This window comes from Myxococcus stipitatus DSM 14675 (assembly GCF_000331735.1).
Taxonomy (GTDB): Bacteria; Myxococcota; Myxococcia; order Myxococcales; family Myxococcaceae; genus Myxococcus; species Myxococcus stipitatus.
The window spans coordinates 5,176,962-5,201,131 of record NC_020126.1 but is presented as its reverse complement, the minus strand read 5'-3'; the positions used below and the strand labels follow the sequence as shown (position 1 = coordinate 5,201,131).

At 69.0% G+C, this 24,170-nt stretch carries 22 protein-coding genes and 1 pseudogene; 5 read left to right on the top strand and 18 right to left on the bottom strand.

Annotated elements, in window-relative coordinates:
• Positions 1–10 precede the first annotated feature (10 nt).
• The 5 genes from MYSTI_RS20175 to trpS form a co-directional block, all read right to left on the bottom strand.
• A complete protein-coding gene (locus MYSTI_RS20175; RefSeq protein WP_015349633.1) occupies positions 11–442 on the bottom strand; it encodes a hypothetical protein in 432 nt (143 codons plus the stop codon).
• The gene (locus MYSTI_RS44700; protein WP_015349632.1) at positions 375–2,435 is read right to left on the bottom strand and encodes a pseudouridine synthase; all 2,061 of its coding nucleotides are present in this window, start codon (positions 2,433–2,435) and stop codon (positions 375–377) included. Before MYSTI_RS44700 ends, MYSTI_RS20175 begins: the two co-directional genes overlap by 68 nt.
• Positions 2,436–2,462: 27 nt before the next feature.
• Positions 2,463–3,452, bottom strand: coding sequence for an SMC-Scp complex subunit ScpB (gene scpB / locus MYSTI_RS20165; RefSeq protein ID WP_015349631.1), 990 nt, complete (start codon positions 3,450–3,452; stop codon positions 2,463–2,465).
• Positions 3,439–4,308, bottom strand: coding sequence for a segregation and condensation protein A (locus MYSTI_RS20160; protein ID WP_015349630.1), 870 nt, complete (start codon positions 4,306–4,308; stop codon positions 3,439–3,441). The genes scpB and MYSTI_RS20160 overlap by 14 nt, the downstream gene beginning before the upstream one ends.
• Positions 4,309–4,470: 162 nt before the next feature.
• The gene (trpS, locus tag MYSTI_RS20155) at positions 4,471–5,517 is read right to left on the bottom strand and encodes a tryptophan--tRNA ligase (protein WP_015349629.1); all 1,047 of its coding nucleotides are present in this window, start codon (positions 5,515–5,517) and stop codon (positions 4,471–4,473) included.
• A 292-nt stretch (positions 5,518–5,809) separates the two neighbouring features.
• On the opposite strand from trpS, the gene MYSTI_RS20150 reads away from it, so the two are divergent.
• A complete protein-coding gene (locus MYSTI_RS20150; RefSeq protein ID WP_015349628.1) occupies positions 5,810–6,994 on the top strand; it encodes a DUF4388 domain-containing protein in 1,185 nt (394 codons plus the stop codon).
• A gap of 13 nt (positions 6,995–7,007) precedes the next feature.
• Here MYSTI_RS20150 and MYSTI_RS20145 read toward each other — a convergent pair.
• The 8 genes and pseudogenes from MYSTI_RS20145 to MYSTI_RS20110 form a co-directional block, all read right to left on the bottom strand.
• Positions 7,008–7,304, bottom strand: a pseudogene (locus MYSTI_RS20145) (Uma2 family endonuclease); the annotation flags it as partial.
• A 63-nt stretch (positions 7,305–7,367) separates the two neighbouring features.
• Entirely contained in the window at positions 7,368–8,297 is a 930-nt protein-coding gene (xerD, locus tag MYSTI_RS20140; RefSeq protein ID WP_015349626.1) for a site-specific tyrosine recombinase XerD, read from the bottom strand.
• A gap of 34 nt (positions 8,298–8,331) precedes the next feature.
• A complete protein-coding gene (locus MYSTI_RS20135; RefSeq protein ID WP_044280919.1) occupies positions 8,332–9,252 on the bottom strand; it encodes a hypothetical protein in 921 nt (306 codons plus the stop codon).
• Positions 9,253–9,337: 85 nt separating this feature from the next.
• Complete coding sequence (locus tag MYSTI_RS20130; protein ID WP_015349624.1) at positions 9,338–9,949, bottom strand: L-threonylcarbamoyladenylate synthase; 612 nt, start codon at positions 9,947–9,949, stop codon at positions 9,338–9,340.
• A gap of 33 nt (positions 9,950–9,982) precedes the next feature.
• A complete protein-coding gene (locus MYSTI_RS20125; RefSeq protein WP_015349623.1) occupies positions 9,983–11,281 on the bottom strand; it encodes a cation:proton antiporter in 1,299 nt (432 codons plus the stop codon).
• Positions 11,278–12,501: a cation:proton antiporter gene (locus MYSTI_RS45320; protein WP_015349622.1), complete on the bottom strand. Its 1,224-nt coding sequence runs from the start codon at positions 12,499–12,501 to the stop codon at positions 11,278–11,280. Before MYSTI_RS45320 ends, MYSTI_RS20125 begins: the two co-directional genes overlap by 4 nt.
• A 31-nt stretch (positions 12,502–12,532) precedes the next feature.
• Complete coding sequence (locus MYSTI_RS20115) at positions 12,533–12,871, bottom strand: hypothetical protein (RefSeq protein ID WP_015349621.1); 339 nt, start codon at positions 12,869–12,871, stop codon at positions 12,533–12,535.
• A 37-nt stretch (positions 12,872–12,908) separates the two neighbouring features.
• Complete coding sequence (locus MYSTI_RS20110) at positions 12,909–13,373, bottom strand: general stress protein GsiB (RefSeq protein ID WP_015349620.1); 465 nt, start codon at positions 13,371–13,373, stop codon at positions 12,909–12,911.
• A 380-nt stretch (positions 13,374–13,753) separates the two neighbouring features.
• Between MYSTI_RS20110 and MYSTI_RS20105 the strand changes: the two genes are divergently transcribed.
• The gene (locus tag MYSTI_RS20105; protein ID WP_015349619.1) at positions 13,754–14,467 is read left to right on the top strand and encodes a TVP38/TMEM64 family protein; all 714 of its coding nucleotides are present in this window, start codon (positions 13,754–13,756) and stop codon (positions 14,465–14,467) included.
• Here the strand turns inward: MYSTI_RS20105 and MYSTI_RS20100 are convergent.
• Together MYSTI_RS20100 and MYSTI_RS20095 are read right to left on the bottom strand one after the other, a co-directional pair.
• Complete coding sequence (locus MYSTI_RS20100) at positions 14,428–15,219, bottom strand: hypothetical protein (protein ID WP_015349618.1); 792 nt, start codon at positions 15,217–15,219, stop codon at positions 14,428–14,430. The two genes, MYSTI_RS20105 and MYSTI_RS20100, sit on opposite strands and share 40 nt — an antisense overlap.
• 57 nt (positions 15,220–15,276) lie before the next feature.
• Complete coding sequence (locus MYSTI_RS20095) at positions 15,277–16,221, bottom strand: patatin-like phospholipase family protein (RefSeq protein WP_015349617.1); 945 nt, start codon at positions 16,219–16,221, stop codon at positions 15,277–15,279.
• A gap of 346 nt (positions 16,222–16,567) precedes the next feature.
• On the opposite strand from MYSTI_RS20095, the gene MYSTI_RS20090 reads away from it, so the two are divergent.
• Positions 16,568–17,674 carry an isopenicillin N synthase family dioxygenase gene (locus MYSTI_RS20090; protein ID WP_015349616.1) on the top strand — a complete coding sequence of 369 codons (1,107 nt, stop codon included), beginning with the start codon at positions 16,568–16,570 and terminating at the stop codon, positions 17,672–17,674.
• A 408-nt stretch (positions 17,675–18,082) separates the two neighbouring features.
• Here MYSTI_RS20090 and MYSTI_RS20085 read toward each other — a convergent pair whose 3' ends face one another.
• Both MYSTI_RS20085 and MYSTI_RS40890 read right to left on the bottom strand, forming a co-directional pair.
• Positions 18,083–18,904: a LytR/AlgR family response regulator transcription factor gene (locus MYSTI_RS20085; protein ID WP_015349615.1), complete on the bottom strand. Its 822-nt coding sequence runs from the start codon at positions 18,902–18,904 to the stop codon at positions 18,083–18,085.
• A complete protein-coding gene (locus MYSTI_RS40890) occupies positions 18,901–20,022 on the bottom strand; it encodes a sensor histidine kinase (protein ID WP_015349614.1) in 1,122 nt (373 codons plus the stop codon). The genes MYSTI_RS20085 and MYSTI_RS40890 overlap by 4 nt, the downstream gene beginning before the upstream one ends.
• A gap of 143 nt (positions 20,023–20,165) precedes the next feature.
• Here MYSTI_RS40890 and MYSTI_RS20075 point away from each other — a divergent pair, with 143 nt between their 5' ends.
• Both MYSTI_RS20075 and MYSTI_RS20070 read left to right on the top strand, forming a co-directional pair.
• Positions 20,166–20,876: a CsgG/HfaB family protein gene (locus MYSTI_RS20075; protein WP_015349613.1), complete on the top strand. Its 711-nt coding sequence runs from the start codon at positions 20,166–20,168 to the stop codon at positions 20,874–20,876.
• Positions 20,873–22,309, top strand: a complete 1,437-nt coding sequence (locus tag MYSTI_RS20070; protein WP_015349612.1) for a FlgO family outer membrane protein — start codon at positions 20,873–20,875, stop codon at positions 22,307–22,309. Before MYSTI_RS20075 ends, MYSTI_RS20070 begins: the two co-directional genes overlap by 4 nt.
• Before the next feature lie 10 nt (positions 22,310–22,319).
• Here the strand turns inward: MYSTI_RS20070 and MYSTI_RS40885 are convergent, their stop codons facing one another.
• Positions 22,320–24,152 (bottom strand): SBBP repeat-containing protein, encoded by a 1,833-nt coding sequence (locus tag MYSTI_RS40885; protein WP_169558649.1) that lies wholly within the window; start codon positions 24,150–24,152, stop codon positions 22,320–22,322.
• Between the last annotated feature and the right edge of the window lie 18 nt (positions 24,153–24,170).

The following is a 24,170-nucleotide window of genomic DNA, read 5'->3' as shown; positions in this document are numbered from 1 at the left end:
GAGCAGTGCTTCAGCGAGGACGGCGAGGACCCTTGGAGGGGCCGCCCGTCCGGCCGCGCGGAGACTGGTTGCTCCAGCGAGGCTTTCCACCGTCCTGCTTCTTCTTGCCCCAGTCCTTGAAGCCCTCGGACTTGCGGGCATCGTCGCCGCCAGCGCCACGGGCGCCCGCGCGGACGACGCGCTCGCGAGGAGCGCCCCGGTCATCGTAAGGCTTCCAGGCGCGTGCCTCGTCGCCTGCTCCCCGAGGACCCTTGCCGCCGGGCTTGGAGCCGAAGCCCCCCCGTCCACGAGGCCCCCCGCCTTCGGAGTCGCGACCACCCGGACGACCCGCGCCCGCGCCACGACCGAAGCGAGGACGCCCCTCACCCGCGGAGTCACCCCGGCCAGCACCACCGAAGCGGCCCGAGCCCGACGAGCTCCATGCCACGCCGAGGAGCGCCACGGCCGGACTCGTCGGACGAGCCCCAGGACTTGCGAGCGGGACGGTCTTCGCCACCACCGCTCCACTCCCGACGCGCCGGACGGTCTCCGCCGCCAGCACCGAAGGGCTTGCGCGCGGGACGATCTCCGCCACCAGCACCGAAGGGCTTCCGGGCCGGACGGTCTCCATCGCCAGCGCCCCAGGCCTTCCGGGCCGGACGGTCTTCACCGCCAGCACCGAAGGGCTTGCGCGCGGGACGGTCTCCACCACCCGCACCGAAGGGCTTCCGGGCCGGACGGTCTCCATCGCCAGCGCCCCACGACTTGCGAGCCGGACGGTCTTCACCGCCGGCACCGAAGGGCTTGCGCGCGGGACGGTCTCCACCACCCGCACCGAAGGGCTTCCGGGCCGGACGGTCTCCATCGCCAGCGCCCCACGACTTGCGAGCCGGACGGTCTCCGCCACGGGCATCATCGCCGCCCGCGCCGAAGGACTTCCGCATGGGGCGATCACCGCCAGCGCCGAAGGGCTTCCGAGCCGGACGGTCCCCGCCGCGGGCATCATCGCCGCCAGCGCCGAAGGACTTCCGCATGGGGCGATCACCGCCAGCGCCGAAGGGCTTCCGAGCCGGACGGTCCCCGCCGCGGGCATCATCGCCGCCCGCGCCGAAGGACTTCCGCATGGGGCGATCACCGCCCGCGCCGAAGGACTTCCGCATGGGGCGATCACCACCCGCGCCGAAGGGCTTCCGGGCCGGACGGTCCCCGCCGCGGGCATCATCGCCGCCAGCACCGAAGGACTTCCGCATGGGGCGATCACCGCCCGCGCCGAAGGGCTTGCGCGCGGGACGATCTCCGCCACGGGCGTCGTCACCCCCAGCACCCCACGCCTTCCGAGCAGGGCGGTCTCCGCCGCCAGCGCCGAAGGACTTCCGCGCGGGACGACCCTCGCCATCCGCGCCACGGGCGAACCGCGAACGCTCCCCCGCTCCCGCACGCGCGGGACGGCCAGCGCCCTCGCTCCGCTCACGACGTGCCGGGCGGTCACCCTCATCGCGACCCGCCCCCGCCGTCTTCGGACGACCGAAGCGCGCGAGCTTGGAGCCCCCATCCACCACTGGCTTCCACTTCCCACCATCCGTACGAGGCGCACTCTTGCGCGCCGCCGCACGAGGCGCCGGAACATCATCATCCATCGAAAGCTCGTCCTCGTCCGTCTCGTCCATCCCTGGTGCCGCGCGCCCATGGCGCCGCGGAGGCAACCGCAGCGTCGCGGCCGGCGGCTGCGTCGTCCCATCGGCCACCTGGTTCAGCAGGTCGACCTCGGTCTTCTTCAGCGGGCGCAGCTCTCCCGGCCGCAACCCCTCCACCCCCACCCCGGCGTAGGCCGGACGGAACAGGCGCACCACGGGGTGCCCCACCGCCGCGCACAGCCGCTTGATGAGGTGCGGACGTCCCTCCGCGACCACGATCTTCAACCACGTGTTCTTCTCGGCGGACTCGAACACCCCCACGGACACCGGCGTCGCCATGCCGTCTTCCAGCCGCACGCCACCGCGCAGCTTGTCCAGCGTGGCCACGTCCGGCTCGCCCTTCACCTTCGCCAGATACGTGCGAGGAACCTGGAAGCTCGGGTGCGTCAGCTTGTGCGCGAGCGCCCCATCATCCGTGAAGAGCAGCGCTCCTTCGGCGTCGTAGTCCAGCCGGCCCACCGGGAAGAGGCGCTTGCCCGTCTCCTCGAGGTAGTTGGCCACCGTGGGCCGTCCCTGCGGGTCCGACAGCGTCGTCACGACGCCCACGGGCTTGTAGAGCAGGAAGTAGGAAGTCTCATCGGGCGGCGTGACGAGCTGGCCGTCCACCGACACCAGGTCCGTGCCCGGCTCCACTCGGCTTCCCAGCTCCGTCACCGTCGTGTTGTTCACCGCCACGCGGCCCGCGGTGATCAGCTCTTCTGCATGCCGGCGCGAAGCGACTCCCGCGCGGGCCAGGTACTTCTGTAGTCTTTCGGCCGCCATTACTTCCCCTTCTTCCATTGCTGCCCGTTACTCGGGCTTCGGCCCCTCGGCGCCCGTCTCGGGCTTCGGGGGCGTGTCCAGGACGCTGGAGCTGGCCTTCTGTGTCCGGTCAGCCGCCTCCATGGCTTCTTCCAGGTCCTCTAGCGCGGCCTCACTCGCAGCCGCGCTCTTTTCCATCCGCTTCGTGAACCCTGGATCCGACAGGGCCTCCACGGTTCCCGCCGCAACCGGCGCGGGTCGTACTTCTTTCTCCACGATTTCGCGATGCTCCTGCGTCAACTCGTGGAACTCCCGCAGCGTGGGCAGCGCTGACAGGTCCTTCAAGGCAAAGAATTCCAGGAATTCACGCGTGGTGCCGTAGAGGATGGGGCGACCCACCTCCTCGCGCTTGCCGAGAATCTTCACCAACTTGCGGTCAATCAACGCCTTGAGGACGGCGCCGCAATCCACGCCGCGGATATCTTCCAGCTCCGGCCGGGTCACCGGCTGCCGGTAGGCGATGATGGCCAGGGTCTCCACCGCGGCGCGGGTGAGCCGCTGAGGCTTCACGCGCAAGTACCGCCGCACGTACTCACCCGAGTGAGGGTCCGTGCGGAACTGCCACCCCCCGGCCACCTCGTACAGGACGATGCCGCTGATGCCGTCCCGGTGGCTGCCGGTGATTTGATTGAGGGCCTCGGCGATGAGCTCCCGCTCGATGCCGGTCGCCTGGTACAGCTCGTCCACCGACAGGGGCCGCTCGGCGACGAAGAGCACGCTCTCCAGCACGGTCCGGACGCGGTCCTGGGACAGCTTGCGGCTCTTCGAGACGAGCTTCTCGAAGGACGTCTCCAGGTCGGGCGTGTTGTCCGAGTCCTCCTCGATGGCGGCGGCCTCGAACTCGTCCAGCTCGTCTGCGGGACCGGGGCCGGTGACCGCGGCGAGCTCCTCCTCGGAGAAGGGACTCGGGCCTCCGGACGCGCCTTCGGTGTCGACGTCGCTCTCCGGCTTTCGCGGGCCCTTCCTACCGGTAGTCACTCTCGTCAACCTCCTTGGGAGCCAACTGCTCCAGGGCGTCCCCGTTGGGCAACAGCAACAGGGGGCCGAGCGGCTCGTCCTGTACCACACGAATGAGGCGCCGTTTCACCATCTCCAGGATGGCCAGGAAGGTGACGACGATCTCCTGGCGGGTCGGCGTCTCCTCCTCGGAGAACAGGCTCTCGAAGAGCACCTGACCGGTGGGGCGCAAACGGTCCGCGATGCGGAGGATGGCCTCGGACAGGGTCACCTTCTCGCGCACCACCTCGTGCTGGTGCTTGGGCTGCAGGCGCTCCAGGACGCGGTCCAGGGCCTCCACGAGCTTGAGGACGCTGAACTCCTGGAGTCCCACCTCCTCCTCGGGGATGGGCACCGCCTCCACCGGCACGCTGCGGGCGAAGACATCCCGGCCGAGGATGTCCTGCTTGGCCATGTGCTCGGCGGCGTCCTTGTACTTCTGGTACTCGAGCAGCCGGCGGACCAGCTCCGCGCGAGGGTCATCCGGCTCCTCCACCGCCGCCAGGGCTTCGCCGCCCTCGGGCACCGCCACCGCGTCCTGGCGGGGCAGCAGCATGCGGCTCTTGAGGTGGGCCAACGTGGACGCCATCACCAGGAACTCCCCGGCGATGTCCAGGTTGATCTCCCGCATCCGCTCCAGGTGCTCCAGGTACTTCTCGGTGATGAGCGCCAGGGGGATGTCGAAGATGTCGACCCGGTGCTCCTTGATGAGATGGAGCAACAGGTCGAGCGGACCCTCGAAGTTGGGCAGCGCGATGCGGAAGGCGTCCCCAGGAGTCCTGGGGAGCTCGCCTTCGCGGAGGCCCTCGTCGGCCGAGGTGGGGCGGCCGTCACTCAACGGCGGAACCTGGCTGCCCTTCTGGCTTTCGGTGGCGGCTCGTCATCATGCAAGGGCCCGGATGCGCCAGCCTCAAGCACCAGCCGGGGGACACACCTCCTTAACAGTGGGTTCCAGGTGGGTCAAACAAACGGCGGTAAACACCCGTTCAGGCCCTTTCCCTCACGGAATTCCGACGGCGCGGCGAATCTTGTCCATCAAACGAGTCGCCTCGGCGCGGGCCCGGTCGGCGCCGTCCTTGAGGATGCGCTCCAGCTCCGCCGGGTCGTTCACCAGCTCGGCGTGGCGCTGGCGGGCCGGACCGAAGGTCGCGTGGTAGGCCTCCAGGAGCTTCTTCTTGTAGTCGCCGTACCCCTTCCCGCCCGCCCTCCAGCTGGCGTCCACGTCCTTGAACTCCGACTCGGGCAGCAGGAGCTTGAGCAGGTCGTAGAGGGGGACCTCGCTGGCGATGGACGTGTCTTCGGGCTTGCCCGTGGGCACGGGCTTGGGCGCATCGACGGGGGTCGAGTCCGTCTTGATGGACATGATGCGCTTCTTGATCTCCTTCTCGTCCGCGAACAGCTCGATGGTGTTCCCGTACGACTTGGACATCTTCTTGCCGTCGACGCCGGGCACCGTCTGGGTGGACTCCTGGATGCGCGCGGAGGGGAGCTTGAGGAGGCCGGGCGCGTGGCCCCGCTCCTTGCCCTCCGGGTCCGCGGGGTCATAGCCCGGCACGTATTCGGTGTTGAACTTCACGGCCCAGTCGCGGGCGAACTCGACGTGCTGAATCTGGTCCTTGCCCACGGGGACGGCGTCCGCGCTGTAGAGCAGGATGTCCGCGGCCATCAGCACCGGGTAGGCGAAGAGGCCGAAGTCCGGGCTGATGCCCTTGGCGACCTTCTCCTTGTAGCTGTGGGCCCGCTCCAGGTTCGAGTGGGGCACCACGGTGCCCAGGATCCAGTAGAGCTCGAGCACCTCGCGCACGTCGCTCTGGCGGAAGAGCACGGCCTTCTTGGGGTCCACCCCCAGCGCCAGGTACGCCACCGCGGCCTCGCGCGTGAGCTCCAGCGCGAGCTTGGGGTCGCGAACGGTGGTGAGCGCGTGGAGGTTGGCGATGAAGTAGTAGGCCTCGCTCTCGTCCTGCAGTTGGACGAACTGGCGAATGGCGCCGTAGTAGTTGCCGATGTGCAGCTTTCCAGAAGACTGCACGCCTGAGAGGGTCCGCATGTCGGGTTCCGAATCGGGAAGTCGGGAATCAGCCGCCGGATTCCACCGATTCGAATCCGGTTTCCATGAGACGACGCAGGTGGTTCGCACACCCGACCCGCTGCTGCAACCCTCCGTTCATCCCCCAACGCCTCCGCCGCGGCCTCGGAACTCGCCGCTCGCGTGCCTGAAAAATTGCGACCCACAAGGAATTCCCAAGGGATTCCAGGCACTTGCGATTGAGTGGCGGCGGGTGGAGCGGTACCCTGGTCGCCGTATCCGCGAGCAACCTCACCCGGGAGGATGAACGGGCATGGAGTCTTTCAAGGGAAGTCTCGCCAGCTATCGCCTGCAATTGGTGACGCCCCCGCTCTTCTCGACGCCCGGTGTGGAGGGCACGTTGAGGGTGGAGCGAGGTGCCACCCAGCGCTGCTTCCTGGTGAAGGACGGCTTCCTGGTGAGCGAGAGCTCGAATGACCCGCGCGAGCACCTGGCGCAGGTGTTGGTGAACCTGCGCATCCTCGACGCCCCCCGAGCCGCCGCGGCCTTCGAGGCGGCCGAGGGCGCGAACATGCCCTACGGCACGTTCCTGGTTCAGCGCTGCTTCGTGGAGCTGCCACGGCTCATCGAGGCCATGGAGCACAAGGCCCGTGAGGCGCTCTTCGACTGCTACGGCTGGGAGTCCGGCGAGGTGGAGTTCACCCCCAAGCTGCCGCCGGCGTCGCGAGCGGTGGGCCTGAAGCTGTCGCTGTCGACACTCCACCGCGACGCGGTGACGCGACTGCGCGAGTGGTCTGTGTTCCGCGAGGTCTTCCCGCATCTGGACGCCACGTTCCGAGTGTTCCGCGAGTTCGCCGTGGAGACGTACTCCGAGGAGGAGGACAAGCTCCTGGAGCTGGCCGCGAGCGGCGCCACGCTCGGTGAGATGCTGGCCACCGCCAAGGAGGCCCCCCTGTTCGCCGCGCGGTGGATCCTCCACCTGTACCGTCGAGGCGCGCTGGCGCCCCGAGTGCCCAAGGGCCCCAGGCTCGGTGAAGCCGCGGAGCTGGCCGACCTCTTGAACCTGGTGAAGGGCTTCCTCGAGAAGGGCAAGTATGACCACGCGGTCGCCCTGGCGGCGCAGGTGCTGGAGCGAGGCCCCGTGCCGGAGGCCCACGCCCTGTATCGAGAGGCCGAGGTGCGCCTGACGCTGGCGCTCAGTGACGAGCTCTTCGCCCTGGACGGAAGGCTCGTCTTCGAGCCCATCCCCCGCCCCACCCCGCCACAGCTCACGGCGGATGACCTCTACCTGTACTCGAAGCTGCGAGGCAGCCGGAGCATCCGCCAGGCGCTGCGCACCGCCGCCATGGGAGAGCTGGCCGCGTCGCGCTCGGTCCACCGACTGATGGCCTCGGGACTGATTCGGGTCGCCCCGCTGCCCGACGCGGAGTCCCCCGCCGAGTCGCGACGCACCAGCACGGACCCCTTCGGACTCCCCGCCCTCAAGCTCGGGATGTGATGGCCGCCCCCGCTCACGGCGGGGGCACGGGATTCACGCGCGGCCCCGACGCCCCTCGACGCGGAAGCCACAGCAAGCCCAGCTCCAGGGGCACCTCGGCGAAGGGCTCCGCGCGAACCACCGCCGAGCCCTCATACAGCCCGACCTGCGCCCATCCCCGAGGGCCACTCCGGTAGACCTCGAGCGAATACCGCAGCGGGTCGATGAGCCACGCATGTGACACACCCCTGCGGTGGTACACGGGCAGCTTGCGGACGCGATCCGTGCTGCGTGACACAGGGGAAAGCACCTCGCAGATCCAATCCGGAGTGGGTCTACCTGGTGCATCGGGAGTCTAGGACCCGGTCTGACATGGCCCTCGCGCCCCCCTGCCCTAGGAACCCGCCCGCTGCTTCTTGGCCTTGGGGACGAACACATCGCTGCGCGGATGGAACTCGTCGTAGACGGAGCGCAGTCGAGCGCTGTTGACGTGGGTATAGATCTGCGTCGTGGACAGGTCCGCGTGCCCCAGCATCTGCTGCACGGCCCGCAGGTCCGCGCCGCGCTCCACCAGGTGCGTGGCGAAGGAGTGCCGCAGCTTGTGCGGTGACAAGGGCTTGAGGATGCCTGCCTTCAGCGCGTAGCGCTTGAGCAGCTTCCAGAAGCCCTGCCGGGTGAAGCCACTCCCCCGGGGCGTCACGAACAGCGCACGGGACTCACGCCGGCCCAGCATCGCCGGGCGCGACGTCGCCAGATACTCCTTCACCTTCTCCACCGCCTGACGCCCCAGCGGGACGATGCGCTCCTTGGCGCCCTTGCCCTTCGCCACCAGGTAGCCCGCGCTCAGCTGCACGTCGTTGACCCCCAGGCCACACAGCTCGCTGACGCGCAGCCCCGTGGCGTAGAGCACCTCCACCATCGCCTTGTCGCGAAGCCCCGCGGAGGTGCGCTCGTCCGGCGCGGCCAGCAGCTGCTCCACCTCCTCCAGCGTCAGGAAGGACGGAAGCTTGCGCGCCGAGCGCGGCGTATCCACGTCCTCCGTCGGGTCCTTGTCCGCCAGCCGCTCGGCCACCAGGAAGCGGTGGAAGCCTCGGAGCGCGGCCAGATGCCGGGCCTGACTCCGCTTGCCCAGCCCCGCCTTCGACAGCGACGACAGGTGCGCCGTCACATCCTCCTGACGGGCCCGAATCACGTCCTCGACGCCCCGCGAGCGCAGGTCCTCGAAGTAGGCCGTCAAGTCCGCCGCATAGGCATCCACCGTCTTGCCGGACAACCCGCGCTCCGCGCGGATGAAGGCGATGAATGCGTCGAGCAACCCTTCCATGCCGTCAGGCTACCGGAGCCCCACGCCGAGGCAATCAGGAGTGCGGTCCGCGCGCGCCTTCCGCCGAGGAGCGCTCCAGCGCCTGCACCACCCAGGGCCAGCCCACCACGATGTTGCCCGGAGAGCGCAGGCAGGCATCCGCCACCGCGAGGACCTCCGCGGGACGCGAGCGCACCGCCAGCGCCAGGTGCCGGCTCAGGAACGGGTGCGGCAGATAGCTCAGGTTGTGGTGACGCACGGGCACCCAGTGCAGCGTCGGCAGTCCCGTCCACCGCTCCACCGCATACGCCGCCGCGGAGGCCAGGACCTCCAGTGCATACAGCGGCAGCCGGAACGCACTCACCAGGAAGGCCACCAGCGCGGACGCCGCCACGGCTCCCGCGAAGGACGTGTTCACCAGCCGGCTCCACACCAGCATGGGCACCACGCTGGTGACGATGGCCGCCATCTGGAGGCGCCACACGGAGGGACCTCGCCCGATGGCGATGCTCGCGATGCTGCCCACCGACAACCCCGACACCATTCCCAGACAGACGCCCACGACGACTCCAGCACCCGCCCCTTCCACCGGCCCGAAAGCCCCCGCCGCCGTGGCGTGCAGGCCCACCAGGATGGACAGGCTCGCCAGCGACCCCAGGAGCACACCCGCCGCCAGCCCGGACACCTGCGCGAGCGTCAACCCCACGGCCGAACAACACAGCGCGGAGACCGCCCAGCCGCCTCGCAGGGGGATGCCGGCACAGTACAGCCCCAACCCCACGAGCGCCGTCGCCAGGGGAGAGCCCACCACCAGCAACAACAACATGCGCCGGACGTAGAGCCCCGCCGCGCGGCCGCCCTCCGCCTGCTCCTTCCAGAGCTGGCCGATGCGCCCTCCGGGCACGAGGATGCCCGCCGCGCGGAGCCTGTAGTGCAGGTCCACGGGTCGGAACAACAGCAGCAACAGCAACTTCATCGGCGATGGGACGTACTGCGGGATGTCCGTCCGCGCCGGCCCCGCGGCTCCTGATTGCACTGCGGCCCCCCCTCGTGAGCGAGTTTCAGTCCTCCAGCCTACCCTTGCCCTGGCGGAGGATTTCAAGCGTATCGCCGATGAGTGAAACCACCGTGGACGGCTCGTTCAACGTCACGCCGCCATCCAGGATGAGGTCCAACCCATGGCCCAATGCGTCCTTGATGTCCCGGGCATCCGTGAGCGGCTCTCCTTCGAGATTGCTCACCGAGGTCGTCACCAGGGGACGCCCCAGCGCACGCGCCAGCTCCCGTGCCAGTGGGGCATCGGGTACCCGGATACCTACCTGCTTCTGTCGGGTCATCATCAAGTCCGGCACCAGGCGCGTCGCTTCTAGAATGAAAGTAAACGCGCCAGGGGTCAGACCCTTCATCGTCCGGTACGCGAAATTGCTCACGTGGGCATAGCGCGCCACGTCAGACAGGTCCGGACAGAGGAAGGACAGGGGCTTCTTCTTGTCGCGGCCCTTGAGCTGGTAGAGCCGCTCGATGGCCTTCTTCGAGCCCAGGTCACAGCCCATGCCGTAATACGTATCCGTCGGATAGGCGACGAGTCCGCCGCGCTCGAGCACCTCCACGGCGCGCTGGATGTGGCGCGGAGAGGGGTGCTCCATGTCCACCTCGAGGATGGGTGCGGCCATGACGTGTCGTGCCTCCTGAGTGCTTCGAACAGCCTACGCCGTTCCTGGCGACTCGTCCGTCCTGACTTCTCCGCTGGCCGTCAGGGCCCGTCGAGTGAGCACGGGCCCCACCAACTCATGCGCCGTGATCATCGCCACGATGAGCACCTCCACCTGCGGGCCGAACGTCGGGAACGTCCTGGACACCAGCGCCGCCAGTCCGAAAGTCACCCCCGCCTGGGAGATGAGCCCCATCCACAGGTATTCCTTCAGGCGGGGGTCATGCGTGGGCGCGAAGCGTCGACAAGCGAACCAGATGGCCACGCCGCGCAGCACCACCAGGAGGAGCGCCGCGGGCCCCACCGTCATCAGCGCGTCCAGCTTCAGCCCCGCGCCCGCCGCCGCGAAGAAGAGCGCGAACACGGGCAGGCCCGCGCGCTGGATCGCGTGGTGGATGCGCTCGCCCTCGCGCTCGTCCAGGTTGACGATGAGCGCGCCGGCCGCCAGCGACACCAGCAGCGGAGACAGGTGCAGCCGCGTGCCTCCTTCGGCCGCCGCGAAGGACAGGCCGACGAGGAACAGCGGCAGCTCGCGCTTCACGCCACGCATGTAGACGAGCATCGCCACCGCCAGCACGCCGCCCACCACCACCGATCCGAACAGCTCCCACCCCACCCCGCTCAGCAGGCCCGCGATGTCGAAGCCGCCACCGAAGCTCGCGCGCGTCATGCCCGCCGCCAGCGCGAACGCCACCATGACGAGCAGGTCGCCGATGATGACCAGCGCCATGAGGAACTCGGTGAAGCTCCCTCGCGCGCTCGTCTCCTGGACGATGGCGATGGTCACCGTGGGCGAGAACGACACCACCACCGTGGACATCAGCGCGCTGACCGCCAGCGCCTGGGGCACCGTCAGCGGCGTCAGGAAGGGCAGCACCGGCTTGAGGGCGAACGTCGCGGCGAAGCACACCGCGAACGTCACCGCGCAGACCGCCGCGCACAGCAACGCCACGCGAGCCCCCACGCGCCGGATGAGCCCCAGCCGCAGCTCCGTGCCCGCGACCAGCGCGATGAGGCTCACCGCCAGCCCCTTCACCAGGTCCAGCCCCTTCACGCCGTCGCCCGGAATGAAGCCCAGCGCGTACGGCCCCACCGCCACGCCCACCAGCAGGTAGCCCGTGAGCCGGGGCAGCCCGAACCCCTTGGCCACCTTGCCCGCGAAGAGGCCGCACAGGAGCAGCGCCCCGGCCGCCAACGTCACCGACGTGCCCGAGTCCGCGCGCAGCACCTGGGCGCGGCTGATGATGGCCAGCAGGACCATCAACAGCACCAATCGCGTCACCGCGCCCTTCACGTCGCCACCTCCACGTCATCCACCGCCGTGGGCGCCGCCTTCGGCTTCACGGGCGTGAGGACCTGGCGGAAGGCCTGGCCCGCGAGCAGCTCGTTCACCACCGCGCCCACCACGACGACGTCCAGCACGCGGCGAGCAAGCCCCCCGGACACCAGGAACTGGTACTCGGCCACCAGACACAGCGCGAGACCGCCCTGCGCGATGAGCGCGTAGCCCACGCGCGGCGGCAGCTCCAGCACCCCGGAGGCCAGCCGCTGCGCGATGCGACCGCCGAGCACCTTCCCCAGGAACCTCAACCCCACGAAGCCCGGCACCAGCGCCCACGCCGCCCAGTCGCGCGTGTAGACGCCGCAGCCCACCAGGAACACGAGCACCAGGAACACGGGCCGCTCCACCCGCCCCAACGCACGAGCCACCCGCTCCACCGTCCGCCCCCCCACCAGCGCCAGCGTGGCGCCACACGCCACCCCCGCCAGGAGCGCGGACACCCGCAGATAGGCCGCAGCGCCCCCCACCAGCGCCACCATGCCCAGCGTCACCGTCGCCAGCTCCGCCGGGTCGTTCATCGCATGCGTGAGGAACGCCAGCAGCGCCCCACACAAGATGCCCAGCAGCACCGCCAGGCACACCAGGCCCAGGCCCTCGGCCGCGCTGGGGGCCGCGCCCAACACCAGCGCCAGCGCCAGCACCACCAGGCCCACGGCGTCGTCCAGCATCGTCAGCAGCGCGACGCCCAGGCCCCGCGCCCGGTCCATCCGCCCCGCCCGGTACGCCAGCACCGCGAAGTGCCCCGAGGACAGGCTCGCCGCCGCTCCCAGGAGCGACGCGGCCCCCACCGCCGCATGCAGCGAGGGATGGGACGTCAACAGGAGCGGCGCCGCCAGCGGCAGCGCCACGAACAGGAACGCCGTCCCCGCATGCGCCAGCGCCGCCGCGTACACCGGCCGAGGCAACAGCCGCAGCAGCCGGGGCTCCAGGTTCAACCCCAGGATGACGCCCGCGGTGCCCAACCCCAGCGCCATCACCGGCCGCAGGTGGTCCACGTCGTCCACGGACAAGGCCCCTACCACCGACGGGCCCAACACCACCCCGAAGAGGAGGAACAGGAAGCCGCTCGCCGCCAGTCGCGCCAGCGAGGGGAAGCGGCTGGGGTCCAACGCCGGACTCGACGCGAGCAGAGACAGCGCCGCGATGGCCAGGAAAACGAGCAGCGCTTGCACGCGACTTGCTTACACCGCCAGCGTCTCGGCGTCACGAACGGCGGTGCGTGGGGGCGGCGATCACCGGCAGGGCGACCAGGCGACCCATGGGTGGGTCGTCCGCGTCCATCTCCAGTTGGACCCGCTGAATCATCCGCTCCATCTCCTCGGGGGAGACGGCGGGCAGGATGCTCACCAACAACACGCGGTCCTCGTCCGCACCCAGGGCCAGACTGCGCAGCCCCGCGAACACAGGCACCTCCGCGGACAGCGCCGCGGCCGCGCTCCGAGCTCGGACCACCAGCGGCTCCGGGATGCCAAACTCCCGGAGCCGACGGATGGCTCGCTCGGTCCCTTCCATCTGCTCGAGGAACGTGATGACCAGGTACACGCGGCCGTCTTACCGGGTCCGCGCTCCTGGCGCCACGCTACTCGTTCTGCTGGCCGGGGCCCGCCGTCTCGCCGGAAGGAGCCGCCGGTGTCGCCGGTGCCGCCGGGGTCGCCGACGAGCCCTCCTGGGGAGCACCCTCCGCCGCCGCCATGGCCGCCCGGGCCGCGCGCTTGCCTTCCTCGATGAGCTTCTTCACCTTCTGCCCACCCTTGCGGCCAATCTCCTCGTAGAAGTTCGGCCCTCGGGTGGCCTTGACGCGGTCGCCACCCTTCTTGCCGATCTCCTCGTAGAACTTCGCTCCGCGCTCGGCTTTGACCGTCTCGCCGCCCTTGCGGCCAATCTCCTCGTAGAACGAGCGGCCACGCTCCGCTTTCACCGTGGCTCCGCCCTTCCGGCCAATGGTCTCGTAGAACTCCCGACCCCGCTCGTTCCGGACTGTCTCCCCACCCTTACGACCCGCCTCGGCCACCGTCATGCTGCCCTTGTTGTCTTTGTCCGACATTGCGCCCTCTCCTCTCTTGGCTGCCTGCCCCCATCCCTCGCCACGATGCCCCTTGCCTGAAACCTTGGGACGGAAGCGCCCCGATGCAAGCAAGCTCCGTACACCGCCAGCCGTTCTCGCCTGACCCACCACACCAAAACCCCAATGGTTCTGGAGGGTTGGTCAAGCTCGCCCTGCTTACGTTCCGGGCGGAGGCATGCCCGGCAGGACGCTCTCTTGTTGAAAACAATTCCCGCCGCATTGCCGATTCCCGAACCGGCCCTCACCTTCATGCCCGCGGCGCGTGCGGCTCGCGTCGGGGGAGGCGTCGCGTGGCGCAGGGTGCGAAGACATGGCTCCGAGTCCTGGCCCCGATGGGGGTGTCCGTGGGAGGACTCCTGATGCTTCGCCTCCTCGGACCCGACTTCATCGATCAGCGGCGTCTGGCGGATGTGCTTGCTCCCCTGGGTAAAGCCGCGCCCTTGGCCTACATCTCGTTCCTCGCCGTTCGTCCTCTCACGCTGCTGCCCGGGCAATTGCTGACCGCCGTGGGTGGGATGCTGTTTGGAACGCTCGCAGCGACCCTCTATTCACTAACGGGCAGCTTCCTGTCCGCCACGTTGCTCTTCGTGCTGGCTCGCAAGTTGGGGACCCAACCCATGAAGCGCCTGGCTGGAGGCAGATATCCAGCCCTGGTGAGTGCGGCCAGGCGCCACGATTTCCTGTTTGCGTTCATGGCGTGTGTGAATCCGCTGTGTCCCACCGACGTGATGCTGGTGGCCTCCGCGGCCAGCGGCGCACGCTTCTGGCCGTCGGTCGCGGGCCTCATGTTGGGCACCATTCCAGGCACCTTCCTCACCGCGCAGTTCGGCAGCGGGCTGGCCCAGGGGCGCACGGTGATGACGGCGGTGTCGGCCGCGGGTCTCGTCGTGTCGTTGATGCTGGGCGTGTTCATCGGCCGTCGTTTCTACAAGGCACTCAGTGAGCCCTCGGAGCTCGCCTTGCCCACGTCGGATGCTCCAGGCGCCGAAACGGTTCCCGGCCTCGAAAGGGCCCGCCCGCTGACACCCTTCGCTCAGCGGGACTTCGACTTCAGCAGTCGCGCGGAGACATAGGCCCCCACCGCGGACGTGAGCGTGCCCAAGCCCAGCCAGTTGATCACCGGAAGCTGGAACACCGCCACGCCCGCCCCGAACGCGGCCAACGCCAGGTACAAGTACGACGCCCCCTTCGCTCCGCCGCGCAGACGACCGAACGTCGTGGTGAACAGGAAGTTGAAGACACCAGCGGCGAACTGGATGCCCACCACCGGATAGGCCCATTCCTCCAGGAAGCTCCGGAAGACCTCCAGCCCGGAGGGCTCCTCGATCCCGATCGGCCCACCGAACGGATACATCGCGAGCTGGCGGGTCTGGAGCGCCCCCACGTCGGCGAGGGTCGTGCAGGCGATCTGGGTGATGAACGCGACGAAGGACACCACCATGATGGCCATCCACGGGATGCCCGAGGACTCGGCGGCGCCTTCCCACTCGCGCAGCGCGTCCAGTCGCTCGGGGGAGATCTCGAGCGCGATGGGATACCCCAGGTCGAGCGCGGCCTGCGTGGCGGCGACGTCCGCCGGGTGCGAGGACGTGCCCAGTCCCTCCAACGCGCCGTTCTCCAGATACCCACGCAGCAAGGTCACCGCGGACTCACGCTCGGCCTGCTTCGGGAGCTGCGCGAGCAACGCATTGAGGTCCTTGCCCAGGGCCTCACGCTCCTCCGGGAGCGCCGCCCTCGCACGCAACACGAGCGCGTGGATTCGCTCGGTCAGGGGAGTCTCCGCGACTCCCTCCGGGTGGAAGACGGCTGTTCGCTGACGCTCCACCGAAGACCTCCCAGCCCCGTCTCACGGGGGCACGTGGGGCGTCATCGTAGCGCCGATTCACGCATAGAGGACGGGTTCCAGGTGCGCGGCGATGCGCGGCGGCATGCGTTCCCCAGGCCCCACACCGGTAGGACGCATCACGGCGCGAGCGCGGTCCTCACCATGGCGCAGCCGCATGCGAATCATCTCCGGCGAGAAGTCGAGCGTGTGCCCGATGGGCGCCGTGGGCTCGATGACGGTGATGCGGCAATAGACATAGGGCTTGCCGTCCGGCCCCCGGAGCGTCGTGCCGTGGGTCTGCGCCTGCCTCACCAGGTCGTTGATGCGGACGAAGAGGTCCACGTCGTTCATCAGCAGCTCGTTGAGCGTGATGTCGGGGAGGCAGCGGCGGATGACATCCAGGATGTTGGTGGGGAACTTCACCGGCTCCAGCTTGGAGGACGAGCACGCGATGACGACGATCTCCGTGGGCGAGTACTCGAGTGCATCGCCCAGCGGCGCGACGTTGCGCAGCCCCCCGTCGACCATCGCGTGCGGCCCCACGGGCTCGAAGATGACGGGCATCACGGTGCTGTGCCACACGGCCGGGATGAAGTCGTTCGAGTCGCTCGAGACCAGCTCGTACTGGCCCGACGTGAGCGAGACGCGCCCCACGTGCGCGGGAATCGCGAACGGACGACTGCCGAAGTTCCGCTCGATGAGGGCCTTCAACGGGGAGTTCTCGAAGAGGCCCAGCTTGTTGAGCAATCCCAAGCGCAGCGCGACCACCAGCCACGGAAGCTTGCGGTACACGTCCTCCTCCCGCAGGTTCGTCCACAGGTCGGCCAGCCGGTCGTACTCGCGCTGCGCGATGGCGGTGGCGTTCAACGCCCCCACCGACACACCAAAGACGCGCTCCCAACGAAAGCCGTGGACCTCTCTGAGCACACGCTCCGCGCCCACCTGGAAGGCGCCCTTCGCGCCACCACCAGAGAGCACTAGCGTTGCAGGACGGTCCTTCATGACATACCTCGCATTGAGTGGGTGTGAGCCGCGCGGGGAACGGACAGATCGCGGCTCAACACTTGGAGATAGGCACCCGCGCGCCGCGACAGAATCACCCCCGGGCGCCGTCACCCTGTCCTGAGGTGGGCCCACGCTCCCACCCCAGGCTCCCTTCGTGCTCCTCCCCGCACGGCCCCCTGGATCATCAGGACAGGTCGGCCCCTACCCAGACCCCATCCAGGCCCTGACCTCGGCGGGATCACGCGAACCGGCGCTCGCGAGGCCGGCCCCAGGCTCCGAGGGAGACACTCAGGGTAGAAGCCCCTCCCTTTTCCCTCCGAGGAGCGATACATCTAGGGCCCACATGGCCGAGACATCTTCGCTGAACATTCCGACTGTCGACCTTGCCGACCTCGCCTCGGGCGATGCGAGCCGCCTCGAGCGCGCCGCGACGGCGCTGCGTGAGGCGTTTGGTGTCTTCGGCCTCGTCTACATCAAGAACCACGGTGTCGACACCCAGGCGCTCCACCGCTACTACGACGCCTTCGCGGCCTTCATCGCCCGCTCTCCGGAAGCGAAGAAGCCCTATGGCCGCGCGGAGCTCTGGTACCAGCGCGGCTGGACGCCTCCGAACACCGAGGTCGCCGTGGCCGGCAATGGCCAGCCGGACTTCAAGGAGTGCTACTTCGTCGCGCCCTACCCCAACGACGAGGTCGCGGCCATGGAGTTCCCGGAGCTGTATCCGGAGAACGTGTGGCCCCCCGATGCGCCGCCGTACTTCCAGGACGGCATCATGACCCTGGGTCGCTCGCTCCACGACGCGGGCCTCAAGCTGCTGCGCGGCTCCGCCGTCGCGCTGGGGCTGCCCGAGGACACCTTCACCCAGCTCTGCGAGCGCGCCCCGCACATCACCCGCGCGCTCCAGTACCTGCCCCTCACGCCGGCGCAGGTGAACACAGACATCGTCTGGGGCGAGGAGCACACGGACTTCAACCTGCTCACGCTCCTGCCCGGGGGACGGTTCCTCGACCCCGAGGGGAAGCCGGCGCCCAGCCCGGATGACAAGAGCGGGCTGTACCTGCGCACCCGCGCGACACCGGATGACCCCAACGGCATCAAGGTGCGCGGCACCGCCCCCGCGGGCTGCATCGTGGCGCAGGTGGGCCAGCAGCTCGAAATCCTCACGGGCGGCACGTTCCTCGCCACGCCCCACGTCATCACCGCTCCGGGTGTCTCGGGCTGGCAGCGCCAGTCCGCCGCGCACTTCATCCACGTGCACACCAGCGCGGTCCTCTTCCCGCTGGAGAAGTTCCGCACGCCGTCGGCCATCCGGAGCTACGCCCCGCCCGTCCTCGCGGGGACCTACGACATCAAGACGCTGGTCGACATCGGCCTCGCGCCGCCGAGTGCCCTCGACAAGCTGGGCTACCGTCACTACGACCGCCTCAACCGTCAGCGCGCGGGCGAATAGACAAGCAAGACATGACTACCCCCAGGCAATGACAGACGTCCAGACTTGTCTGTCATTGTTCGGGTGTGGTTCGCGGAGACATCTTCGCGGCCACACCCGTGTGCGCGGGCTCAGTGCGCCCTTGCGAAAACCACTGATGACACGTTCATGTAGGCATGAGGGGCCGTGAGCGTCTTGCTCGTCGCGAGTCCCCCTTCGAAAAATGCCTGAGGACTTGTTCAGGTAGGCATTCCCCTTTCAAGGTAGGACACGGCGTCCGTCGCGAGGGGGCAAGAAATGGCTGAACTCGCGAGCATGTAGGCACGGCCCTTCGAGACAAACCGGCGCACCGTGCCGAGCCGCACGCCGCCAGGGTCTCGAAAATGGCTGATGATGTGTTCAGTCCCCTGAACAGCCAACAGCCCCACCTCAGAACGACTGGCGCAGCAGGGCCTCCACCGCTGATTTCCGTCCCGGACTCAGGCGCAGACGCGTCCCATCCCGCAGGACGACAACCCAGCCCTTGTCCACATCGGGCTCCAGCTCGCGGATGCGGTTCACGTTGACCAGCGTGGAGCGATGGACCCGCACGAAGCACTTGGGGTCGAGCAACTGCTCCACCCGATTCAACGTCTCCCGAAGCATGGGACTCTTGCCGCCGGCGTGAAGCACGACGTAGTTGCCCTCGGCCTCGCACCAGTCCAGGTCCGCGACGGGGATCAGCAGCACCTTGCCATCCGTCTTCACCGCGATGCGCTCCAGGTACCCGCCTGAAAGAGCGATGGGCGGAGGCTCCGCGGCAAGGGGCCGGTAGTCCGAGAGCAACGCGGACAGCCGCTCCAGCATCCCCCGGTCCTTCCCCGTGGCGCGCTGCTTTCGCGCCCGGCCCAGCGCCTCCTGGAACCGCGCGTCGCTGAACGGCTTGAGCAGATAGTCGAGCGCGTTCACCTCGAAGGCTCGAACCGCGTACCGGTCAAACGCCGTCACGAAGACGACGGGCGGCATCCGCTCCGGCCCCACTTCGCGCAGCACGCCGAAACCATCCAGCTCCGGCATCTGGACATCCAGGAAGACCAGGTCCGGCGGCTCGCGAAGGATGAGCGCCACCGCCTCCTGACCTCCCTCGCACTCTCGGATGGCCGAGACATCCGGCTCGCGCGCCAGCAGGTGCCGCACGTTGTCCCGAGCCAACGGCTCGTCATCCACCACCAGCACTCGCATGCCGCCCTCCGCCGCCTTCACGTCACTCACGAACCGCTCCGCTCGAAGACCACGAAGGGCAACCGGACCCGGGCAATCACCCCACCCTCCGCGGCGTCCTCCAGCGTCAGGCCAAACGCCTCCCCGTGGAGCTGATGAATCCGGTCCCGGGTGTTCGCCACCCCAATCCCCATTCCGCCCACCGTGCCCTCTCCCAGCCCCGGGCCGTCGTCCTGGACCTCCAGGACCAACACCGCGCCTTGCCGCGACGCATGAACCCGGACGTGCCCCTTGGAGACACGGCGCGAGGTGCCGTGCTTGATGGCGTTCTCCACCAAGGGCTGGAGCACGAGCGAGGGGACACGCGCCGACAAGGTCTCGGGCTCGGGCACCAAGGACCACGCGAGCCGAGCCCCGAACCGCAGCTGCTCGATCTCCAGATAGCGCCGCACCAGGCCCAGCTCCTCCGAGAGCGGCACCTCGTGGCTCCCGCGCCCTTCCAGACTGGCCCGCAGCAGCTCGCCAAGCCTCACGAGCGCATCCACCGCCTCGGGGTTCCTCGACTGCCGCACCAGACCGACCACGGCGTTCAGCGTGTTGAAGAGGAAGTGCGGGTCCAGCTGGGCGCGGAGGGCCTGCAGCCGGGATTCCGCCAGCTGCGCCTTCCAGCGGCTCTCCGCGAGCTCTCGCTCATGCACCCGGCGAACCGCGCTCAGCACCATCCACGCCGCCAGAAACAACAGGTACTCGAAGGACCCCAGCGCGCCCCGCTCCAAGAGGACGGTCCGCAGCCCTTCGCTGAAGACGCGTCCGCGCGCGGGCCAGTCCTCCAGCACCGACAGCATCGCGGAGAGCAGGACCGCATGAAGCAGCACGAAGAGCCCACCGACGGCGATGAGCACACCTGTACGTCGGGCCCACCCAGGTGTTCCCCGCCCCACCCGGAGAAAGAGCGCCAGGATGAGCGGAGCCAGCAGTGCCCACGCGCTGGAGGGCACCAAGGCCAGGGCCAGCTTGCCACCGAACGCGGAGGGCTCGCGCGCATAGGCGCCCACGGCATGCGGCAGCGCGACGAGCAACCCCACCGCCAGGCCCCCCAGGGAAACACGCCACCAGGACAGGGCCCGACCCGCGAGTCCCCACGAGCCCCGCGTCTCACCCTGTCTCACGACATCCCTCTCGGCCAAGGTGATGAAGCGTACTGGATGCCCACGCCTGTACAATGCCCTCCTCCGCACCGCGGCCGCCGGGAGCGCCGTGGCGCGGAGCCCTCCACGGGATACCCCCCACTCCACCGAGCCGCTCGTCCTCCGTGAACAGGACCACTCCGGGCCAAGCGCCACCTGAACCCGATGAACCCGCGGCGCACACGTCGACGCGAGTCGTCGCCGGAACGCTGTACGCCGAGGAGGCCGAGCCCCCCCGCTCGCGCCGCCCCCTCATCGCCAGCATCGCGACCGCCCTGCTCGTGGCCCTCGGGCTCGCCATTCCGGGAGTCGCCGCGCTCCTGCTCCGCCCCACCGCCCCCCTCGAGAAGGTCGCGGAAGCCCCTGACGCGGTGTCCCCCGCGCCCCTCGCCCTCGCGCCGAGCGGCCCCGTCCGGATCTGCGTGCTCGAGTTCCGGGACCTGAGCGGGACATCGGAGCTCGCGCCGTTGAAACAAGCCCTGGTGGAGAGCGTCGTCACCGACATCGGCCAGATGCCGGGCTTGCGACTCATCGAACGAGGACAACTCGACCTCCCTCTCGAGGAACAGGACTTCACGCAGGGCTCGCGAGTCGACCCGGAGACACGCGCCCGGCTCGGGCGCATCGTCGGCGCGGAGGTGGTGGTGCTCGGGAGCTTCCAACAGGCGGGCTCTGTCTTGCGTGCCTCGGCGAGGTTCGTCCACGTCGAGACCGGAGAGGTGCTCGACACCGCGCGAGTGGAGGGGCGCGCGAGCAGGCCTTTCGACGTCCAGGATGCGCTCGCCAGGGAGGTTCGCGCCCTGCTGCCCCGCCTGCTCCAGAGGTTGAGACCATGAAGGGCGCGCTCGCGGTGTTGCTGCTCCTCCTGCCCCTCCACCTCGCGCTCGGGGCCGCGCCGTCGAGCCCACCGCCGGGCCCCGTGGCGGTGATGCCCTTTCGCAACCTCAACGAGGACGCCGCGCTGAACTGGCTCGCCCGAGGCCTGGCGGAGACGCTGGTCTCGGACCTTCGCGCCAACGGGAGCCTGGTGCTGGTGGAGCGAGAACAACTCGACGCGGCTGTCTCGGAGCTGAAGCTCCAGACGGACACCCTCACCACCGAATCGTCGGCGGTGCGCGTGGGACGGCTCGTCGGTGCGCGCACCATCGTCATCGGCAGCATCCAGCGCGCCCGGGACACGCTGCGCATCAATGCGCGCTTCATCGACGTGGAGACGGGAACCGTGTTGGACACAGCCAAGGTCACCGGGCCGGCGGAGCGCGTCTTCTCCTTGCAAGACGAGCTCGCCGCGCGGCTGCTCGGTGCGCCCGTGAAGCCCCGGTCGAAGCGGCCCGCGGCCCACCAGGCCATGCGGGCCCTGGAGACCTACGGCCGGGCCCTGGAGACGAAGTCTGATGACGAGCGCACCGCGCTGCTGCGGGCCACCCTGGCGACCGCCCCCTCTTTCGAGTACGCCCGCGACGAGCTGAAGCGCCAGGAGGTGCGCCTCGCGGAGCTCGCCCGTCGGGCCGCCCCCCAGCGCGAGGCGATGGATGCCAGCCTCCGCGCCACGATGCAGGACCCCTCTCTTCCGTTGGAGCAGCGCTCCCTCGCGGCGCTGAACCTGCTGAAGCTCGACCACACCCGGGCTCGTTGGCGCACCCTTCGCCAGGACGCGGAGCGGATCCTCCTGTTGGGTCTTCCCGACTATCACGGCCAGCTCCCCGCGGAGAGCGCCGCGTTCGCGCGCATCGTGGCGATGGAGGGATTGCACGACTGGGATGCCATGCTCGAGGCAGGTGACGCGTTCCTGAGAACCTATCCTCACGGGACCATGGCCACTGCCGTCGACGGCCTCATGCGCAGTACCGCCCTGGCTCGGGCCGAGTATGAACGCGCCCTCCGGGAGGCCCATGAAGAGGTGTCCCAGCTGGAGCGGAAGGCCACGAACATGATGGCCGACCTCGAGCGCCGCGGACTGCCCACCAGCGACGTGCGCCGCGAGCTCGACATCGACCGGTGCAAGGCCTTTGGCCGGCGGGCGCTGCGAGAGCACGTGCTGCGTCCCTGTCGCGCCTACTACGAGACCTGGAGCCTGGGGGTGGAGCCCCTCCAGCAACACGCCTCCCGGGAAGCCCGGGAGGCGGAGATCAACGCCCTGGTCTCCCTGCGTCGCTTCACCGAGGCGCGTGAGCGGCTCGCCGCCTTCCGGGCCGCGGACCCCGAGGGGGAGCGCGCGAGCTACACCCGGACCCGGGTGATCAGCATCCGGCGCGACGAAGAGGAGTGAAGGCGCGGGGCTACGGCGCCAGCTTCAAGACGAACAAGTCCATATCGCCCTGCATCACTTGCGCATCGAAGTGACCTTCGACGTAGCCGCTCAGGAAGATGTCGCCGTGCTCGTTCACGATGACGCCCGTTGAGTACACGGCCCTGGGCTCCTCGTAGTACAGCCCCGGGCCCTGCTGCTTGATGAACTGGAGGTTGCCGTCGAAGTCCACCTTCGCCAGGAAGGTGTGCGCCACGCTCGCCAGCGTGTTCGTCACCGAAGTCACGTCCCCCCAGGCGCTCCCCGTCACATAGATGCCATCGAAGTCCGCGAAGCCATTCCGAGCCCACGCCCCCGCGCCGGAGTCGTGCTCCCACACCCACTGCTTGACGCCCGCGGGGTTGAACTTCACGAGGTAGGGTTTGCGCCCCTGGGTGACGTTGGGAAGACCGTCGAGCCCCCCTGCTCCGAAGCCCGTCACGTACACATTCCCGGCCCCATCCAGCATGGAGCCTTCCGCCCAGACGTCGGTGTTGGCCACGCCCAGCATCCGCGTCCACTGCTTCACACCACTCCCGTTGTACTTGATGATGAACGCGTCCTGATTCCCCGTCCGTGTGACTCCATCCAGGTCCGAGTTCGTATAGCCGGAGACGTAGACATTGCCCGAGTCATCGGCGACGGCCCGCGTCGGCTTGACCATCCCCTGGGCCGCGCCGAACTGACGGGTCCACAGGCGGCTGCCCGTGGCGTCATACTTGGCGACGAACCCGTCGATGATTCCCACCAGGGTGTTCCCATCCAGGTTGCCCGTCGTCGTGCCCACCATGAAGGCGTTGTTCGCGGCATCCAACGACACTCCATGGGCTTCCGTGTGCGCCCCCGCGACGCCGAGCTGCCGCGTCCACCCCCACACGCCGGTGTAGCGGTAGCGCGTGAGGAACGCATCCCGCTTCCCAGTCTTCGGGGTGCCCTGGATGGAGCCATTCGTGGAGCCCGCGACGTAGATCTCCTCGAAGCTCCGGTTGCGAGCGACGGCATTGCCCACGGTCATCGCGCCGGGCGCGCCAATCTGCCGGTGGAACACCCGGTTGCCATCCGGGTAGTGCATCGTGAGGAAGCTGTCGGTGGTGCCCAGCAGGGGCTGCCCTCCCAGCCCCACGGTGGTGACACCTGTCGTGTACGCGCGGCCGCCTGGATCTCCCGCCATGTCATTGACGTAGGAGATGCCATCCGAAGCGCCCATCAGCCGCGTCCACGCCGACGGGGTGGCGTCGTACGACAGGCAGTCGATCAGCTCCAACCTGTCGATGGACACCGTCACGATGCCCGGGCGGGCGTCATTGTCATCCGAAACCGTCAGCCGGTACGTCAGGTACGGGGCCGGAGAGGCGATGGTGAACTCGCGCCGCTCATTGCCCGCCCAGTTGACCTGGTTGTTCCGCGTGTCCAGCACCACCCACGTGGTGCCGCTCCACCCCTCGAGCTTCCAGCTCTTCGGGGCACGCGAGGTGAGAGAGCCGTTCGAGAAGTAGATGGCGTACGCGCGCGCCGCCCGCTTCTTGCCGCCGCCGAACTCGTACTCCAACCAGGCCGGCGTCTGGTTGTAGGCGGAGAGCCAGAAGGAGGCGCTGTCGTCGAACGCCTTCCACGGCACATAGGTCGGGTCGTTGTAGAGGACGCCCGAAGCCGTGACGCTGCCGGAGGGGCTTGTGTTCCCCGTCATCACCGGCACCACGTTGATGCAGGTGGAGGAGAGCACCCCCTGCGTCACCTGCCCTGCTTCCGAACCCGCCTCGACGGCCGGCCCCTCTCCCTGGCACCCGAGGAGCGCCAGCGCCCCCGCCAGCAAACCGCCTCGCATCCTTTTCAGTCCGCGCAT